Origin of the sequence: Bifidobacterium ramosum (assembly GCF_009299505.1) — a bacterium.
Lineage (GTDB): Bacteria > Actinomycetota > Actinomycetes > Actinomycetales > Bifidobacteriaceae > Bifidobacterium > Bifidobacterium ramosum.
The window spans coordinates 16,835-33,769 of the sequence record NZ_WBSM01000014.1 but is presented as its reverse complement, the minus strand read 5'-3'; the positions used below and the strand labels follow the sequence as shown (position 1 = coordinate 33,769).

General features: G+C 62.3%; 16 protein-coding genes and 1 pseudogene. 6 read left to right on the top strand and 11 right to left on the bottom strand.

The window, feature by feature from the left end; translation table 11 throughout:
- Positions 1-51: 51 nt before the first annotated feature.
- The 3 genes from DSM100688_RS10705 to DSM100688_RS10695 all read right to left on the bottom strand — a co-directional run bounded on the left by DSM100688_RS10705 (position 52) and on the right by DSM100688_RS10695 (position 1,469).
- A complete protein-coding gene (locus tag DSM100688_RS10705) occupies positions 52-489 on the bottom strand; it encodes a MarR family winged helix-turn-helix transcriptional regulator (protein ID WP_152359082.1) in 438 nt (145 codons plus the stop codon).
- 140 nt (positions 490-629) lie between these two features.
- On the bottom strand, positions 630-965 hold the full coding sequence (locus DSM100688_RS10700) for a hypothetical protein (protein ID WP_152359081.1): 336 nt from the start codon (positions 963-965) through the stop codon (positions 630-632).
- 18 nt (positions 966-983) lie between these two features.
- Positions 984-1,469, bottom strand: a complete 486-nt coding sequence (locus DSM100688_RS10695; RefSeq protein WP_239519455.1) for a hypothetical protein — start codon at positions 1,467-1,469, stop codon at positions 984-986.
- On the opposite strand from DSM100688_RS10695, the pseudogene DSM100688_RS12400 reads away from it, so the two are divergent.
- Both DSM100688_RS12400 and DSM100688_RS12395 read left to right on the top strand, forming a co-directional pair.
- A pseudogene (locus DSM100688_RS12400) lies at positions 1,357-1,779 on the top strand (FAD:protein FMN transferase); the annotation flags it as partial. The gene DSM100688_RS10695 and the pseudogene DSM100688_RS12400 sit on opposite strands and share 113 nt — an antisense overlap.
- A 285-nt stretch (positions 1,780-2,064) precedes the next feature.
- Positions 2,065-2,337, top strand: coding sequence for an FAD:protein FMN transferase (locus DSM100688_RS12395; RefSeq protein WP_240811861.1), 273 nt, complete (start codon positions 2,065-2,067; stop codon positions 2,335-2,337).
- Here DSM100688_RS12395 and DSM100688_RS10685 read toward each other — a convergent pair.
- Positions 2,326-5,763 (bottom strand): FtsX-like permease family protein, encoded by a 3,438-nt coding sequence (locus tag DSM100688_RS10685; RefSeq protein ID WP_239519450.1) that lies wholly within the window; start codon positions 5,761-5,763, stop codon positions 2,326-2,328. The genes DSM100688_RS12395 and DSM100688_RS10685 overlap by 12 nt on opposite strands.
- Positions 5,764-5,768: 5 nt before the next feature.
- Positions 5,769-6,470, bottom strand: a complete 702-nt coding sequence (locus DSM100688_RS10680) for an ABC transporter ATP-binding protein (RefSeq protein ID WP_152359079.1) — start codon at positions 6,468-6,470, stop codon at positions 5,769-5,771.
- A gap of 224 nt (positions 6,471-6,694) precedes the next feature.
- Here DSM100688_RS10680 and DSM100688_RS10675 point away from each other — a divergent pair, with 224 nt between their 5' ends.
- A complete protein-coding gene (locus DSM100688_RS10675) occupies positions 6,695-7,330 on the top strand; it encodes a TetR/AcrR family transcriptional regulator (RefSeq protein WP_152359078.1) in 636 nt (211 codons plus the stop codon).
- Between the two features lie 4 nt (positions 7,331-7,334).
- Here DSM100688_RS10675 and hemW read toward each other — a convergent pair whose 3' ends face one another.
- A complete protein-coding gene (gene hemW / locus DSM100688_RS10670; protein ID WP_152359077.1) occupies positions 7,335-8,588 on the bottom strand; it encodes a radical SAM family heme chaperone HemW in 1,254 nt (417 codons plus the stop codon).
- A gap of 339 nt (positions 8,589-8,927) precedes the next feature.
- Positions 8,928-10,808: a translation elongation factor 4 gene (gene lepA, locus DSM100688_RS10665; protein WP_152359125.1), complete on the bottom strand. Its 1,881-nt coding sequence runs from the start codon at positions 10,806-10,808 to the stop codon at positions 8,928-8,930.
- 175 nt (positions 10,809-10,983) lie between these two features.
- On the opposite strand from lepA, the gene rpsT reads away from it, so the two are divergent.
- Entirely contained in the window at positions 10,984-11,244 is a 261-nt protein-coding gene (rpsT, locus tag DSM100688_RS10660; RefSeq protein ID WP_152359076.1) for a 30S ribosomal protein S20, read from the top strand.
- Positions 11,245-11,548: 304 nt separating this feature from the next.
- On the opposite strand, the gene DSM100688_RS10655 is transcribed toward rpsT, so the two are convergent.
- Entirely contained in the window at positions 11,549-12,307 is a 759-nt protein-coding gene (locus DSM100688_RS10655; RefSeq protein ID WP_163146964.1) for a trimeric intracellular cation channel family protein, read from the bottom strand.
- Between the two features lie 107 nt (positions 12,308-12,414).
- On the bottom strand, positions 12,415-12,966 hold the full coding sequence (locus tag DSM100688_RS10650) for a DUF3592 domain-containing protein (RefSeq protein WP_163146963.1): 552 nt from the start codon (positions 12,964-12,966) through the stop codon (positions 12,415-12,417).
- A 175-nt stretch (positions 12,967-13,141) separates the two neighbouring features.
- Between DSM100688_RS10650 and DSM100688_RS10645 the strand changes: the two genes are divergently transcribed.
- Together DSM100688_RS10645 and DSM100688_RS12250 are read left to right on the top strand one after the other, a co-directional pair.
- Positions 13,142-14,020 carry an SDR family NAD(P)-dependent oxidoreductase gene (locus DSM100688_RS10645; RefSeq protein ID WP_152359074.1) on the top strand — a complete coding sequence of 293 codons (879 nt, stop codon included), beginning with the start codon at positions 13,142-13,144 and terminating at the stop codon, positions 14,018-14,020.
- Positions 14,021-14,071: 51 nt separating this feature from the next.
- Positions 14,072-14,194: a hypothetical protein gene (locus tag DSM100688_RS12250; RefSeq protein WP_275575922.1), complete on the top strand. Its 123-nt coding sequence runs from the start codon at positions 14,072-14,074 to the stop codon at positions 14,192-14,194.
- Positions 14,195-14,380: 186 nt separating this feature from the next.
- Here the strand turns inward: DSM100688_RS12250 and DSM100688_RS10640 are convergent, their stop codons facing one another.
- Both DSM100688_RS10640 and DSM100688_RS10635 read right to left on the bottom strand, forming a co-directional pair.
- Positions 14,381-15,400, bottom strand: coding sequence for a lipocalin family protein (locus DSM100688_RS10640; RefSeq protein WP_152359073.1), 1,020 nt, complete (start codon positions 15,398-15,400; stop codon positions 14,381-14,383).
- A gap of 48 nt (positions 15,401-15,448) precedes the next feature.
- Positions 15,449-16,861, bottom strand: a complete 1,413-nt coding sequence (locus DSM100688_RS10635; RefSeq protein ID WP_152359072.1) for a DHA2 family efflux MFS transporter permease subunit — start codon at positions 16,859-16,861, stop codon at positions 15,449-15,451.
- Between the last annotated feature and the right edge of the window lie 74 nt (positions 16,862-16,935).

Sequence of the window (16,935 nt, the reverse complement as noted above, 5' to 3'; positions counted from 1 at the left end):
TATGGTTGATGTTGTGTGGCGACGACGTGCGCGAGGACGAAAGACAGAGAACTAATGGTCGTGGCGATCAAGCTCTTGGTAGTGGCGTTTGATCGCGGCGAGTATCTCGCCGAACTGTTCGCGTTGGGGTTTGGTGAGCGCCGCGAGCAGTTCGCCGGAGGCGCCGTTATCGGCCGACCGACGGCGCATCGCCTCGGCCTTGCCTTCCTCGGTGAGCGCGACCATGTACGTGCGCCCGTCCTCGGGATGCGGGGTGCGCACGATCCAGCCACGCGTCTCCATCTTGCCGAGCAGCTCACTCAGCGACGCCGACCGGATGCCCAGGATCGCCGCAAGCCGGCGCTGGCTGACCGGCCCGAGGCCGCTGAGCGTCAGCAGACAGCGCGACTGCCCGCTGCCGTGCGCGAGCGCATCGTTGTTGCGCACCTCCCGCTGATGGCTGATGCGCGCCACGTCATGGAACAGCTCCACCAGTTCCCGATCATCCATCGACATGATTCGCTCGGCCTCCCGAACACAAAAATTGCTAGGTACCTCGCAAATAATACAAGGTACCTAGCAAAATGCAAGTCGGCAACACCGGCATCACGCCAATGCGCGCATATCAACCACGCATCGCGCCCCGCCGTTCACACACACCAGCGGGCCAGATCGACGACCTGTTTGCGGTAGCCGGCATCCAGGGAACGGCCGTAGAGCGGCGGGCAATGGTCGAATACTGCGATGTTCAGGTCGCTCACGCTGGCGCGCAAGGATGCGGTCAGCGTGCGGTCGATCAGGAGCTCGAGCCATTCGGCGCTGGATCCCGCACAGGTGAGGATCACGCCGAGTTTCTTCTGCGGACCGCGCTTGTAGCCGGGCGTCAGGGCGATCGGATAATACATGCGGTCGATCGCGGCGATGATGTCGCCGTTGCCGTTGATGGTGGGCGAACTGGTGATGATGAGCACGTTTGGTGAGGTCATGATTGGATTCCTTGCCGTTCAGATGGTCGGTTGATTGGACGGATTGCGCCGAGAGCGATCGCCGAGTCGTACGCGTGCCGGCAGCAGCGCAAGCAGGATCGCGGCGAACAGGCATGCGACGCTCGCGGCCGCGCGGATGGAGAACATGGTGATGGCCATGCCGCCGACGGCCGTACCCACGGCGATGCCGACGTTGCCGAAGGCGATCGACATGCCGTTGGCGAAGTCGGGGGCACCCGGCATGGAAGCGGTCACGATGTACCGCTGAAGATTGTTGCCGAAACCGAACAGGACACCCCACACAGTACGCGCCACGGACGCGATCGAACGGCTCATTGGCATGTGCCGCACGTTCGAGAGGCGGTTCTCGCGTACGCTCCCCCATTCCGACGTGTCGCGGATCAACCGGGCCGGCGGCGCGTGGACGCGCATCGATCCGCGAACTGCCGAGCTGATCGAGGCGGCGTTACGGTATTGTGCGGCGAGCGAGGGCATGTTCGACATCACGGTCGGGCCGTTGATACGGTTGTGGAACTGGCGACGGCGGATCGTTCCGACCGACGAGGCCATTGCGGAGGCGCTGCAGCATGCGGGCTTCCGTGGCATCGAGGTTCGCCGGGGCGTCGGCACCGGTAAGGCGTCGTGTCGGCTGCGTGATCCTCAGGCGACCATCGATCTGGGTGGCATTGCCAAGGGTTGGATCGCTGACCGGCTTGCCGAGGAGCTGAAGTCCGCCGGATACGCTGATTTTCTCATCGACTTGAGCGGCAACGTCGTCATGCACGGCAATCCTTCGCCCAGCCGAGACTGGACAGTCGCCATCTCGAACCCATCCGATCCCGCCACCGCCGCAGTCACGTTACACGCATCCTCCTCGACACGATCATCCCAAGAAACGACCGTAACCCGACAATATCCCCAGCCTTGTGTTGAGTTACGGTCGCCAACGGGCCGCCAAACGGCCGTAACTCAACATGATCACGCCCATATTGTTGAGTTACGGTCGTTTCAGCTGCTTCACGCGACCGTAACTCAACACAAGACCGACGATGTTGTTAAGTTACGGTCGCTGGCACCGGCGATCCCGATCCCATCGGACGTGTCGGTCGTCACCAGCGGCATCTACGAGCGTCGCTTCGTCGCGAACGGCACGGTCTACCATCACATCCTCGACCCGCGCAACGGCTATCCGATGCGCACCGATCTGGCGAGCGCCACGGTCATCGCACGCACGTCGCTGGACGCCGAAGGCTATTCGACCACGTTGCTCGCGCTCGGTTCCACACGCGCCGCAGCATACGTGCAGTCGCATCCGCAGATCCTCGCCGCGCTGCTGATACGCGACGACGGTTCTTCGATGTCACTCCACTGATTTGAGCGCGGCGAGCATGTCCACGCTCTTAAGCTGCCGGTAGACGACCACACCGAGCGCGGCCAGCACCGCGGCGACGAGCAGCGCGGGCACCACGAATGCGGGCCAGCCGAGCATGGGGTCGAACATGACCTCGTCCGGCGGCACTTCGCCGATGATGTACCGGTGCAGCCCCGCGCCGAACCCGTAGCCGGCGAGGATGCCGATCGCGGACAATACGATGGTTTCTCGGTAGATATACATGGTCGTCTCGTTCGAGTGGAAGCCGAGCACCTTGATGGTCGACAGCTCGCGGATGCGTTCGGACACGTTCAGGTTGGTGAGGTTGTACAGGATCACGACGGCGAGCATGCCGGCCACGAGTACGAGCACCTCCATGATCTGGTTCAGCGAGTCGACGATCGTGGCGACCTGGTTCTTCATCGTGGTGTTCTGCACGACGCCGCGCACGCCGTCGTTTTCCATGAACCGCGCGCCCTGCTTCTCGGCGTTCTCGATCGAGTTGTCCTTGAGTCGCACAAGATACGCGTTCGACTGGTAACCCTCGCCGAACACGTGCTCGTAGCCGCCGGACGTCATGACCATGAGATGGCCGATATACATTTCGCTCACGCCGTCGACACGAACGGATCGTTCGACTCCGTCCTCGCCGGTGACGCGTATCGTGTCGCCGGTTTTCGCGCCGAGCATCGAGGCCATGCGCTCGGAGATGACCGCCCCGCGGTCGGTGAGGATCTGCGGCCTGTGACCCACGCGCGAACGCAAGGTCACGTAGTCGCTGAAGTTGTACGCGTCGTCGGTGACGAGCAGCGTGATCGACTGCTTGTCGTTGGTTTTGCCGGCGGTTTTGGTGAGTTCCTCGTAGCGGATCGGCATCGCCTCGTCCACGGCCTTGTCAGTCATGTCCTTGGCGACGGCGTCGCGCTGCTCGTCGTTGTCGTCGGATCTTTCGGCAACGATCATGTCGTAATGAATCACCTCGTCGAACTGGCGTTCGTTGATCTGGTTGATTGAACCCTGCACGCCGAGTCCGGCAACGAGCAGCGATACCGCACCCATCACACCGAAAATCGTCATGAAACCGCGCGTCTTGTAGCGGAACAGATTCCTAGCGGTGACCTTACGTGTGAAGCTGAGCCTATTCCAGATAAATCCGAACCGTTCGAGGAGAATCTTCGATCCGTTCGCCGGCGGCTTGGGCAGCAGGAGTGCGGCCGGCTTGTCGCGCAGTTCGCGCGCGGCGGCGAGCACGGCCGGCACGACGGCGCTCGTCCACGCGAGCAGGAACGCGGCCACGGTGACGGCCGGGTGGAATTTCAGTTCGATGAGCGGCATGGTAAATCCGTCGCTGTACGCATGGTAGACGATGAGCGGCAGGATCGTGTGGCCGGCGGCGACGCCGAGTATCGTGCCGACGGTGGAGGCCGCGAAACCGTAGACCGTGAACTTCTTGAGGATGTCCGCATTGCCGTAGCCGAGCGCCTTGAGGGTGCCGGAGTTGACGCGTTCCTCGTCGACCATGCGGCCCATCGTGGAGAACGTGACAAGCGCGGCGACGAAGTAGAGGAACACCGGGAAGATCATGGCGAGCTTGCCGACGATGTTCGCGATGATCTCGTACACACGGTAGCCGTTGGAGGTGAGTCCTTCGCGGCGGCCGTCGATCGAGTAGGCGGGCACTTCGAGCGTGTCGACCTTCTCGCGGGCGAGCGCGATCTCATGTTCGGCGGTTGTAATCTTCGCTTCGGCGGCGGGTTTCGCGTCGTTGAATTTCTGGAGTTGTTCGGCGTACTGGTCTTCAGCTTTTTCGATGTCGCGCTGGCCTTGGATGAGTTGCGCGGCACCGGATGAGATGCTGCTGCTGGCCGTGGCACCGCCGTCGCTTGACGTGCCGGCCGGCGCGGTGGAGACAGTCTGGCCGAGTTCGGCCTGCTTGGCGGCGAGCTGCCGGGATGCATCGGCGAGCGCGGCCGCGTTCTTGCGATATTCCTCGGTGCCTTCTTTGAGCTGCTTCGCGCCGTCGTCCCATTGTTGGAGCGCGGTGTTGTAGGCGTTCAGCTGGGCGTTATATTGCGCGACGGCCTCGTTGTAGGCGGCGAGCGCCTTGTCGTATTGCGCTGTGACGGTGTTGTACACGCTGCCGGTCAGGCCGCTGTTCGCCCAGTCGGCCAGTATCGCGCCGGTTTTGTCGAGGATCGGTTCGGCTGATTCGAGGACGGTACGCGCGGCGTCGAGCTGCGTTTTGGCCTGCGTGAGCTGCTGCCATGACGAGTCGAGTTGAGTTTGGCCTTGGGTGAGTTGTTGGGCGGCCGCTGCGAGCTGGGTTTGGCCTGAGGTGATCTGCGAGCCGGCCGAGGCGATTTGCGCGAGCGCTCCGGACAGTTCGGCGGCTGCGGCGGAGCCTTGGTCGATGGCGGTGATCTCGCCTTGGGTCATCTGGTCCTTGGCGGTTTCGATCTGCGTTTTCGCGTCCGTGAGCTGCTGTTCGGCGTCGGCGAGCTGCCGTTTCGCATCGTCGACTTTGGCTTGCGCCTTGTCGATCTGCTTACGGCGGTCGTTGCGGATCGAGGCCTCGCGCGCCTTGGGCTGGCCGGCGAGACGTTTGGTGAGCATGTCTTTGTGCGCCTGCACGCGGTCGCGGTATGCGCTGGTCCAGTAGTCGACGTGTTGCGTGTCGTCGAAGGTGACACGACCGATCATCGTCACGTCCGAGTCGAACGTGCCGGGTACGACCACGCCGTAGCCGTCGAGTTCACCGGTGCCGGCCGTGGATTGGCCCATGTTGAGGTTGGAAACGATTTCGCTGGCGTCAACGAAGCCGACCACGGTGTACGTGGTCTGTTTGAGGATGGTGTCGCCGGCGATGTCGGGCAGTTCGCTGACCTGCATGGTGCTGTCGATCGCGTACCGGTCGCGTTCAGCCGAGTCGAGCGCGATTTCGCCGCTCTTGTTCGGCAGCCGTCCTTCGATGACGCGGTATCTGGAGACGGCGTTCGGTTTGGAATAGATGCGCAGACTGTGGTTGCTGCCCTTGATCGTCACGTCCTTGAAGTAGCCGAATTCAGCCTGGCGCACGCCGTCGGTGCCGCGGATGATCGCTTCGTCGTCCTTGCTGAGCCCGTAGTCGCTGATGATGGTCACGTCGGCGAGGTTGTGCTCGCTGTAGAACGTGGTGCCGGTCGCCTGCATGTCGGGGCCGGTGACGAACAGGCCGACGAGCGCGAACGAGCCGAGCATCATGAGGCTGACGATCGAGATGAAGCGGCCCTTCGACTTGGCGAGCGTGACGCGGATGTCCTTCCACAGCATGCGTTTGCGAACAGGTCCGCCGTTGCGGCGGCGTTTGCGTGTGGCGGCGCGGCGGTGTGCGGCGGGAGACGGGAGTTGCGCATCGTCCGGTTCGATGAAGTCGGTGAGTTCGGTCATGACGGTTACCACTCCAGGTCCTTGATGTCCATCGGATGTTCGTTGACGTCGATCGATTTGACGCGTGCGTCGTGCATGTGGATGACGCGGTCGGCGATCGGCGCGATGGCCGAGTTGTGGGTGACGATGACGACGGTCGCGCCCTTCTTGCGGCTCTGGTCCTGCAGGATCTGGAGGACCTGTTTTCCGGTGTTGTAGTCGAGCGCACCGGTCGGCTCGTCGCACAGCAGGATCTTCGGGTTCTTGGCGACGGCGCGCGCGATGGCGACGCGTTGCTGTTCGCCGCCGGACAGCTGTGCGGGGAAGTTGTTGATGCGGTCCTTGAGCCCGACGTCGACGAGCGTCTGCACCGGGTCCTGCGCGTCCTTGACGATTTCGGAGGCGAGTTCGACGTTCTCCTTGGCGGTGAGGTTGGCGACGAGATTATAGAACTGGAACACGAAGCCGATGTCGTATCTCCGGTAGTCGGTGAGCTGGTGGGCGGTGTAGTTCGAGATGTCCTTGCCGTCGATGATGACCTGACCTTCGCTGTTCGTGTCCATGCCGCCGAGGATGTTGAGCACGGTCGATTTGCCCGCGCCGGACGATCCGAGGATGATCGCGAGTTCGCCTTTCTCGATGCCGAAGCTCACGTCGTTGTTGGCGGTGATGGTCGTGTCTCCCATGTGGTAGCGCTTGAAGCTATGCACCATTTCGATGTATGCCATGTGACGGGTCCTTCTTGAATGAACAACATGTTGATTTAACTGTCGCAATGGTAAGAACACCAACAAACGCAAGTCAATCAACGGTTTTTATCGAACTGTTCAGATTGAACACAATGGAAAATACTGTTGATTCCGTCACTAATCAGACAACGTGTTGATAGAATAGCGGTCAGCATCATCCGTCGTCCGGATCAGTCGAACACGTCATCCCCAAGGAGCCCATCATGGCAGTCGCAGCAGCGGTATCCGCGCCGGTCAAACGCAACACGAAGACCGAAGCCAAGATCAAGGCCGCGTTCACCACGCTCGTCAAATCGAAGGGCTTCGACGCGATGACCGTCAGCGACATCGCCCGTACGGCCGGCATCAACCGCGGCACGTTCTACATGCATTACGTCGATAAGTTCGACCTGCGCCGTCAGCTCATCGACGACACCATCGACGACCTGACCGAGATCCTCATCGCCAACTCCGAGACGGACATGCAGATCACGACGCGCACCGGCAAGGCGATCTGCGATGCGTTCCAGACCCGCGCCATCGCCGAGGCGCTGCGCTACATCAAGGATGATTTCGCGTTCTTCGACGCGGTGTCGCAGTCCGGCAACGACTTCCAGCTGTACGACCGGGTCAAGGCCGTGCTCAAAAGGCTCATCGTCGCACAGGCCAAACGGTTCGGCGCGCAGCCGCAGCCGTCGTACAACGGCATCCCCGCCGATTACGCGATGGAGATCCTCGTGTCCGCCGTCGCCTCGATCATCTGGCTGTGGCTGCGCCGCGGCTGCAAGGAGTCCCCCGACGAGATCTGCCTCATCATCGAAAAGAACAAGACCACTGCTCCCATCGATGTGCTGTGGTGACCGCTCACACGCCGGCGAGGTCGAAGAAGCGTTCGATGACGGCGTCGTTGAGCAGACGACCGGTTCGCGTGGGAACGATGCGGCTGGTTGCAGGGTCGATGACGATGAGGCCGTCGTCGACCATCGGCTGGAGGTCGGCTGGCTCGATATGACGGAACGGCGCGGTTTCGATGTTGGATTCGGACGCGGCAACGGCTTGGTTGATGCGGTTCAGGTCGAGTCCCTCACGCAGTCGCAGTCCGAGCATGATGAGTTCCTCGAGGTTCTCGCCCGATGCGATGGTTTCGCTGCCGCCCCACGGGATGCGGCCTTCGTTGATGGCGGTGCCCCATAGGCGCGGGTGGGCGATGTCCCAGCTGCGCAGGCCGTGCGTTTCGTGCGAATCCGCGGCAGTGCCGTCCGTACCGCCATTGACCACGTGATTGTAGTGCGAATGCGCTCCCGGACCAAGCCCAGCCCAGTCAACATTACGCCAGTAGCCGAGGTTGTGCCGACTCTCGTAGCCTGGTCTCGCCCAGTTGGAGACTTCGTACCATTCGAGTCCGGCGGTCGTAAACAGGTCGTCGGCGATCTCGTATTTCGCGGCCTCGTCGTCGTCATCCGGCTTGGGCAGGGTACCGGCGGCGATCTGCCGGCCCATTTTCGTGGTCGGTTCGACGGTGAGCGCGTAGGCGGAGATGTGGTTGACGCCGAGGTCGATGGCCGTGCGCACGGACGTCCGCCAGTCGTCGAGACTCTCCCCCGGCGCACCGTAGATCAGGTCGACGCTGGAACGCAGGCCGGCCTTGTTCGCCGCTTCGACGCCGGCGGCCACGTTTGCGGGCGTGTGCGTGCGGTCGAGCGTGCGCAGCACGTGCGGCACGGCGGACTGCATGCCGAAAGAGATGCGCGTGAAGCCGCCTTCGGCGAGCCGGTTGATGTAATACTCATTGACGGTGTCCGGGTTGGCTTCGGTGGTGATCTCCGCGTCCGGCGCGATACCCCATGTCTTGCGGATCGTGTCCAGCATGGCCACGAGATCGTCCGCGGAGAGGATCGTGGGCGTGCCGCCGCCGAAGAACACGGTGTCGGCCGCTGGCTCCTCGATGTCGTGGTCGAGCTGCCATTGCCGGGTCAGCTCCATCTCGCGGATGACCATGTTGGCGTAGTTGCCGCGCGAAGCCCCCGCGCCGAGATCGACGGCCGTGTATGTGTTGAAATCGCAGTATCCGCAGCGACGAAGGCAGAACGGAACGTGGATGTAGATTTCGTAGGTCATGGGTATGACTCCCCTCAGTCAGCTACGCTGACAGCTCCCCTCAGCGAGGGGAGCCAGGTCCTGAATTTTTCAAGCTCTATCCCACCGACAGAAAGCTCCCCTCACTGAGAGTGAGCCAAACCAATAACGTCGGCTCCCCTCAGTGAGGGGAGCCTTCCCGACTATCGTCCCGTTCAGACTGAGCCTACGCACAGCCCATCCGGCTGTCCGCTGAACGGCTCGCCTTCGGCCCTGCAGTTATGGACCTCGCTGCGCTCGGACTCAATACTGCCTTCGTTCCGACTATCGTCTCGCTCAGGCTGATGCTACGCGCAGTCCACCGGACTGCGCGTTTACGCATCAGCCCTCCGTCTTCTGAGCGGCGCGGATCTTGTCCTTGGTGTCGCGGTCGTTGCCGGCGTCGCCGGTGGACAGGGCGGCGATGAACGCCTCCTGCGGCACCTCGACATGGCCGAGCATCTTCATGCGCTTCTTGCCGGCCTTCTGCTTTTCGAGCAGCTTGCGCTTGCGGGAGATGTCGCCGCCGTAGCACTTGGCGAGCACGTCCTTACGCAGCGCTCGGATGTTCTCGCGAGCGATGATACGCGAGCCGATCGCCGCCTGGATCGGGATTTCGAACTGCTGGCGCGGGATCAGTTCGCGCAGCTTCTTCGTCATCATCACGCCGTACGAGTACGCCTTGTCGCGGTGCACGATCGCGCTGAACGCATCCACCTTCTCGCCCTGGATCAGGATATCGACCTTGACCAAGTCGGCGGCCTGTTCGCCGTCCTCGTGGTAGTCAAGCGACGCATAGCCCTTGGTGCGCGACTTCAACTGGTCGAAGAAGTCGAACACGATCTCGGCAAGCGGGATGCGATAGTGCATCTCCACACGGTCCGCGGAGATGTATTCCATCGTGCCCATAATGCCGCGGTGGTCCTGGCACAGGTCCATGACCGCGCCGATGAACTCCTTCGGCGTGATGATATCGGCCGCGACCATCGGTTCGACGATCTTCTTGATCTTGCCGTCCGGGAACTCGCTCGGATTGGTCACATGGTGTTCGCTGCCGTCCTCGGCAGTCACGTCGTACGGCACGTTCGGCGCGGTGGAAATCAGGTCGAGACCGAACTCGCGATCGAGTCGTTCGGAGACGATCTCCATGTGCAGCAGCCCCAGGAAGCCGCAGCGGAAACCGAAGCCGAGCGCGACGGACGTCTCCGGCTCGTAGATGAGCGCGGCGTCGTTGAGCTTGAGCTTGTCGAGCGCGTCGCGCAGTTCGGGGAACTGGGCGTTGTCGATCGGGAACAGGCCGGCGTAGACCATCGGCTGCGGGTCGCGGTAGCCGGGCAGCGGCTCGGTGGCGGGGCGCACGGCAGAGGTCAGCGTGTCGCCGACCTTCGACTGGCTTACGTCCTTCGCACCGGTGATGATGTAGCCGACCTCGCCCGCGCCGAGCGCCTTGGTGGGCATCATGTCGGGGCTGATCACGCCGATCTCGATCGGATCATGCGTCATGCCGATGCCCATCATGTGCACCTTCTCGCGGGCGTGCAGCTCACCGTCCTCCATGCGGATGTAGGTGACGATGCCGCGGTACGAGTCGTACACGGAATCGAAGATGAGCGCGCGGGCAGGGGCCTTCGGGTCGCCGTGCGGCGCGGGGATCTCCATGACGATGCGGTCGAGCAGTTCGGCCACGCCTTCGCCGGTCTTGCCGGACACGCGTAGCACGTCACTCGGCTCGCAGCCGATCAGGCCGGCGATCTCCTCGGCGTGCTTGTCCGGCTCGGCGGAAGGCAGGTCGATCTTGTTGAGCACGGGGATGATGGTCAGGTCGTGGTCGATGGCCATGTACAGGTTCGACAGGGTCTGCGCCTCGATGCCCTGCGTGGCGTCGACGAGCAGCACCGCGCCTTCGCATGCGGCGAGCGCGCGGGAGACCTCGTACGTGAAGTCGACGTGGCCGGGGGTGTCGATCATGCCGAGCGTGTATTCGGTGCCGTCGAACGTCCACGGCACGCGCACGGCCTGCGATTTGATGGTGATGCCGCGCTCCTGCTCGATGTCCATGCGGTCGAGGAAGCGGTCGCGCATCTCGCGTTCGGGCACGATGCCGCTCAGCTGGAGGATGCGGTCGGCCACGGTGGACTTGCCGTGGTCGATGTGCGCGATGATGCAGAAGTTGCGGATCAGCGACTGGTCGGTATATCCGGGCTTGTTCTTCGGTTCGATCACCTGATCCGTCTCCTTACGGTCGTCGTTCACGGTTGTATTCGCCAAATACTCTAGTCTACCGGTGCCTATCGGCATTTTTCTCGGCGACACTCCTGACGCGGCGTATGTTTTATCCGCACGGCGTGTTATCATGACCGTTTGTATGTCCTTATAGCAAACGTCGTTTGGAGTAAACGTGGCAAACATTAAGTCGCAGAAGAAGCGCGTGCTGACCAACGAGAAGTCGCACATCCGCAACGTGGCCGTCAAGTCGGCCCTGAAGACCGCCATCCGCGCTACCCGCGAGGCCATCGCCTCCGGTGACAAGGCCGCTGCGGAAGCCGCCTACAAGGTCGCCGCCCAGAAGCTCGACAAGGCTGCCGGCGCTGGCGTGATCCACAAGAACCAGGCCGCGAACCGCAAGTCCGGTCTGGCCGTCGCGATCAACGCGCTGTGATCATAACCCACTAGGGTTCGAAAGTCCCCGTGAACCGTCATGGTTTGCGGGGACTTTTGCATATGCCGACCATACATCGGCCGTATCGTATGCATGTGACGTCACCAACATCATCAACCGGCACTGATCGTCACTGAGTGCGCGCAATCACGACGACGACGCGCACTCAGTGACGATTCAGTCCCCGTAACCATCACTCAGTGCGCGCCAGTCTCCCGATTGCGCGTACAGAGTGATGATTCCGTCACCGTCCATCACGATATCCGCAGGAATATCCGCACGAACGGTCCAGCAGGACGGCTACTCACCGCCGACCATCCTGTTCCTCACGATCCACGTCGCGCTCCCCCGCATGCGGATGGATCACCGGGCGAGGCAGATACCGCGATTGGCTTGGCAGAAACGCCTCGCTGCGTTTCATCGCCCCGGGGAACGTGATGTCGAACTTGACCGATAGCAGTCGCAACGCCACGACGAGCACCACGATCGCGCTGTCGAGGATGACCTCGCCAGTGAAGTCGACGATCCCGGCCTGCGCACCCTTCATGACGAGCACGGTCAGGATGCACCCGACCGCGGAAGGAACCGCATACCAGTGCTTGTCGCGGATGACGAGCGGAATGTCGTTGAGCAGCATGTCGCGCACCAGGCCGCCGCCGAGCGCGGTGAACATGCCCATGAACGCAGCGGTCATGCCGGACGTGCCCATGAGCATCGCCTTGGATGTGCCGTTGACGGCGAACAGACCGACCGACAGCGCATCGAGGGTGAGCATCGACCATTTGAGCTTGTCGACCTCGGGATGGAAGACGGCCACGGCCAGCCCGGAAACCAGCGCGGTGAACACGAATCCCTTGTCGGAGATACCGACCGGAGGCAGCGAGCCGAGCATCACGTCACGGATGATGCCGCCGCCGAGCGCGGTCAGCCATGCGGTGATCATCATCGCGAACAGATCGTAGTTTTTCTTGACCGCGCACAGTCCGCCCATGAGCCCGGAGCAGAAGATGGCCAGATATTCGATCCCCATGAAGAACGCATTGCTCTCCAACGCCACTTCCATGAGCCGCTCCCCTCGTCACGTCATGCGTTGCGGCAACCCATCGGTGCCGTAACGAGGGTACACCACGGTCTTGTCCCGCGATCCGCTCCCCGCCGACTGTCGGATCGTCACTGCTGGTTGAGGACCCACGCCACCAAGAGGGCACCGCCGGCGAGGATGTCCACCACCGCGGCCCCAGCGAAGGCGATGAGTAGGATCGGAGCTCCGCGGTCCTCTTTCACCCATGCGTCGGACGGGTCGAACGGATCGTAGAGCACCGTCACATGATCGCCCTCATGCAGCTTGCACGGACGTGACCACGTTCCGGATTCGATGCTGTATTCGCGGCCGTCGACCGTGTAGGAGAACACCGGCGACCATAACGTGCCGTCATTGTCGGAGGTTTCGAGCACTTCGCTCACAACACCGTCGACTTTGGCGGTGCAGCGCTCGTGGCGGTCGCCCCTTTCACGAAACGCCCTGATGCAGGGAATCAAGATGAGCAGCCCGACGATTATCGGAGCGAGCGCGGGGATCAGCATGATCGGATCCCCCAACGAAACGGAACTATCCGATTCCGCGACCACATGGACCGTACGCGCCGCGTCGACCCCTTCGGACACCGCTATCCCGAACATCGCGGCCACCACGGCCGCACCCGCGCCAACCGTTTCGATCATGGTTCGATTATCCCAGCGCGACCGCGCCGGCACACGAATCCAACATGAACCTGCGGTGAACTCTCGCGGCAGGATTGTACGACGGTATCGGAGATATCGTGCAGCACCGTGCAATATGGGCACCGCGAACGCGCGATCACGTCCGTACGTTTCGCGGATTCCTATAATGGTGGGCATGGATGCGATCAAGGATGATGGGCGGGCCGTGGCGCTGGTGACCGGCGGCACGAGCGGTATCGGCAAGGCGACGGCAGAGTTGGTGGCACGGCGCGGCTGGCGCGTGGTTGCGGTCGGATTAGGTGCGGCGAAGATCGCGCATGTGCGGCGGTTCGGTGGAGCTGACGGGGCTGATGGAGCGCGCGATGGCGAACGCGGCGGCGAGCTGATCACCGAGGAGATGAACGTCACCAAACCGGATGATATTCGCGCGGTCGTGGGCGCGTTGCCTCGATTGGATGCGATCGTGCATTGCGCCGGTTTCGGCATCGCCGGCTCGGCGGAATGTACGCCGATGGACTTGGTGCGACGGCAGTTCGAGGTGAATTATTTCGGCGTATTGCAGGTTGACGAGATCGCGTTGCCGTTGCTGCGGCGCACCGCGTCGCGCAATCGTCGCCGTGGCCGGGTGATCGTCGTCGGGTCGATCGGAGGACGGATCGGGTTGCCGTTCCAGTCGCATTATTCGTCGACCAAGGCTGCGTTGGAGATGTATGTGGAAGCGTTGCGGTTGGAGGGACACCGGCACGGCATCGTCGCCACGATCATCGAACCGGGCGATCTGGCGACCGGATTCACCGGAGCCCGCGTGACCGCCGAGCCGACGAATTCGCCTTACCTGGCCGAATGTCGCCGTTCAGTCGGTCAGATGGCACACGACGAGCAGACCGGCGCCGGCCCGGACACCGTCGCGCAGGTCATCGCTACAACGCTCGCTCGCCGCAATCCCCCGGTCCGCGTCGCCGTCGGCGGCACATACCAGGCGCTCATGCAGCTCAAGCGACTCCTCCCCGACCGCGCAGTCGAGCTCATCATGCGGTGCATCTATATGCGGTGATACTCTGCAACAACATTCATCTAGGACCGACACCCCACGGATATTTCCGAGATGACCGCCCTCGCCACTGGCATCGTCGTCCTCACCGGCGTCATCGGCGTCGCGCAAGCCGTCTACACCTTGGTGAACCAAGCGTTCAGCGGCAAGCTCAGCAAAGACAGTGAAGCCAAATAAAAACAAGGAGTTAAGCCCGTCTCGTGTTGTGCGCGAGACGGGCTTAACTTGTGCGAGAGCCCCCGAAAGGCTATTCAGCGCCCATTTCAAATCCCTTGTTCACCGGTTCGTCGGGTTGTGACTTTCTTCGGCGGGTTGGCGGAATCAGCCCGATGCCGGTGTTTTTCGGAAAATGGGCCGGTGTTGTCAGTTCCATCCGCCGACGAGTTCGAGGCAGCAGCGGCCCGTCACCGAGTGCCCTCGGTAGGTGCCGACTACTTGGCTTGCTCCTTCGTATTTGCGGCCGGAGGGGTTCGGCGAGGCGATTTCCTGTTCGTCCATGATGGACGTGACGGTGAGTTTTGCGTCCCATTCGGGGATGGAGATAGTCCATCCGGTTGGGTATTTCATGCCGGTCACAGGACTTTCCCACACGTTGAAGGAGTCGTCGACCATCGGATCCACGCCGGCGGAAGATTGGGTGCCGTCCTCGTGCAGGACGCTGGCCCAGCAATGTTCACTGCCGGTGGCCAGTTCGGTTACACCCCATAGGCTGATCACGTCGGGATCGTTGTCGAAGCAGAGGTTCATCCACAGCCACTTGCAGTTGTAGCCGTCCTTGAGGCTTCTGCCTTTGGGCATGCCGGCGAACTGACGGTCCATCCATACCATCCCCTCCACCTCGTGGCGCTGGCCGTCGAGAGTGATGACGCCTTTGGCAGCCATGTGCGGGAACGAGTATTGGTAGTTGGCCACTCCGGCGATCTGGAAGTAGCCGGTACCGAGACTGTAGAGCGGGTATCCGGTGCCGTGCAGGTCGAGATAGATGGATCCGTCCGGCATGGCCGATGCGATGCGCATGTTGTCGAGGTCGCCTTCGATGACGTCCTTGTCGGTGCGGATGTGCAGTCCCTGGCCTGCGACCTGTCCTCGCCTGACCTTGTAAAAGCGGTCTTCGTGACGATAGATGCGTCCGGTCTCATCGGTGATGGACAGCACGCTGTTGATCATGCGCACCGGCAGGTATTTGGAGAGCTGCAGGACGCTGACATGGTACATGAAGTCAAGGGTGTGGCCGCCCGTCTCGAAATGACCGACCCAGAACCATGAGTTGCCGGCTTTGTCGGTGCGTATGAATGTGTCTTGGATGGGATCCACCAGCGGTTCGGTGCCGTGGTGGAAGGTGCGGATGTTGTGGGTCAGCGAGTTGTTCGTGGTGTTCATCATGTCTCGTTTCGTTTTGGTTCCGTGTCTGTTGATGCGTTGTCGTTTCGGTCACTGTCCGACGAAAGTCCGTTTCGTCGTGCCTCGGTGCGTTCGAGTCGCCAGAAGTGCCGTGACGAGGGCGGCCGCGAGGATGACCGCGATGGCGGCGAATGCCAGCGTCGAGCCGAGTATGGATTGCGCGTGTTCGGTGGCGGTGGGCGCGAGTGTGGTGGACAGCGCGGAGACGGATACGATGAGGGCGGTGCCCATCGAGGAGGCGATCTGTCCGACGGTGTTGGTGACACTCTGTGCGTGTCCGATGTTTTCGTTGTCGAGCGCGTTGATGCCCCAGGTGTTCACCGGGGTCATGGCGAACATGAGTCCCGCGTAGAGCACGGTGTAGGCGCATGCCGTGAGGACGACCGAGGCGTCCGCGCCGAGCAGCGCCATGAGCACGCCGCCGATGGTCATGACCGTCAGGCCGGGCAGGGCGACTTTGCGGATGCCGTATTTGTCGAACATGCGGCCCGAGACGATGCCGCAGCATGCGCCGATGAGGGCGCCGGGAAGCATGGCGAGCCCGCTGGCGGTAGCGGATGCGCCGAGTACGGTCTGGATGAACATCGGCACCATGACGTTGCAGCCCATGAGGGCGGCCTGCATGCATGCCACGATGATCACCGAATGCGCGTAGGTGCGGTTGGCGAGGATGCCGACGCGCAGCATCGGTTCCTTCGCCTTGAGCTGTCGACGCACGAACACGGCGACGAGCAGTACGCCGACGACAATCAGCGCGACGGTGAGCACCATGTTGCTGGTGGACGTGAACGTGGACAGCCCGTACAGCAGGCATGCCAGACCGATCGAGGAAAGCAGCACGGAGACGGGGTCGAACGCGCCCGGCTGGAAGCCGTCGAAGTTGCGCAGGTAGACGGCGGCCAACGCAATGACGATCAGCGAGACGACCGCCATGATGACGAACAGCGTGCGCCAGCCGAACGAGTCGATGATCACGCCGGAGACGGACGGGCCGAGCGCCGGCGCGAAGCCGACGACCAGTCCGGTGATTCCCATTGCCGTGCCTCGGCTTTCCTTGGGGAACACGAGCAGGATCACTGCGGTGACCATCGGCATGATCGCACCGGTGCACAGGGCCTGCAGCACCCGGCCGACCATGAGCAGGGGGAAGGTCGGTGCGAACGCGGCGACGAGGCTGCCGGCCGCGAACAATGAGATGCAGCCGATGAACAGCCTGCGGGTGGAGAAGCGTCCCATGAGGAACGCGGCGAGCGGGATGACCATCGCCTCGACCAGCGAGTAGCCGCTGGACAGCCACTGCACGGTGGTGGAATCCACGCCGAGATCCTTCATGATGGACGGCAACGCCGGCGTGACCACCGACATGTTGAGCACGGCCAGCAACGTGCCCATGAGCAGCACGATGACCATGATCCATTGTTTCCTGTTGATGCCAAGTTTCACAATAATACTCCGATAAACAATAGTTGTTGATTATTCAACGAGCATCAATTATTATCGAAACGCAACGGACGGCA

Coding starts and splice junctions, on each gene's coding strand:
- DSM100688_RS10680 (WP_152359079.1), bottom strand. CDS start 6,470: ATGGCATACATCGAAATGGTGCATAGCTTCAAGCGCTACCACATGGGA.
- DSM100688_RS10700 (WP_152359081.1), bottom strand. CDS start 965: ATGACCTCACCAAACGTGCTCATCATCACCAGTTCGCCCACCATCAAC.
- DSM100688_RS10685 (WP_239519450.1), bottom strand. CDS start 5,763: ATGACCGAACTCACCGACTTCATCGAACCGGACGATGCGCAACTCCCG.
- DSM100688_RS10675 (WP_152359078.1), top strand. CDS start 6,695: ATGGCAGTCGCAGCAGCGGTATCCGCGCCGGTCAAACGCAACACGAAG.
- DSM100688_RS10650 (WP_163146963.1), bottom strand. CDS start 12,966: ATGATCGAAACGGTTGGCGCGGGTGCGGCCGTGGTGGCCGCGATGTTC.
- hemW (WP_152359077.1), bottom strand. CDS start 8,588: ATGACCTACGAAATCTACATCCACGTTCCGTTCTGCCTTCGTCGCTGC.
- DSM100688_RS10645 (WP_152359074.1), top strand. CDS start 13,142: ATGGATGCGATCAAGGATGATGGGCGGGCCGTGGCGCTGGTGACCGGC.
- DSM100688_RS10655 (WP_163146964.1), bottom strand. CDS start 12,307: ATGGAAGTGGCGTTGGAGAGCAATGCGTTCTTCATGGGGATCGAATAT.
- DSM100688_RS10705 (WP_152359082.1), bottom strand. CDS start 489: ATGGATGATCGGGAACTGGTGGAGCTGTTCCATGACGTGGCGCGCATC.
- DSM100688_RS10640 (WP_152359073.1), bottom strand. CDS start 15,400: ATGATGAACACCACGAACAACTCGCTGACCCACAACATCCGCACCTTC.
- DSM100688_RS10695 (WP_239519455.1), bottom strand. CDS start 1,469: ATGTCGAACATGCCCTCGCTCGCCGCACAATACCGTAACGCCGCCTCG.
- DSM100688_RS12250 (WP_275575922.1), top strand. CDS start 14,072: ATGACCGCCCTCGCCACTGGCATCGTCGTCCTCACCGGCGTCATCGGC.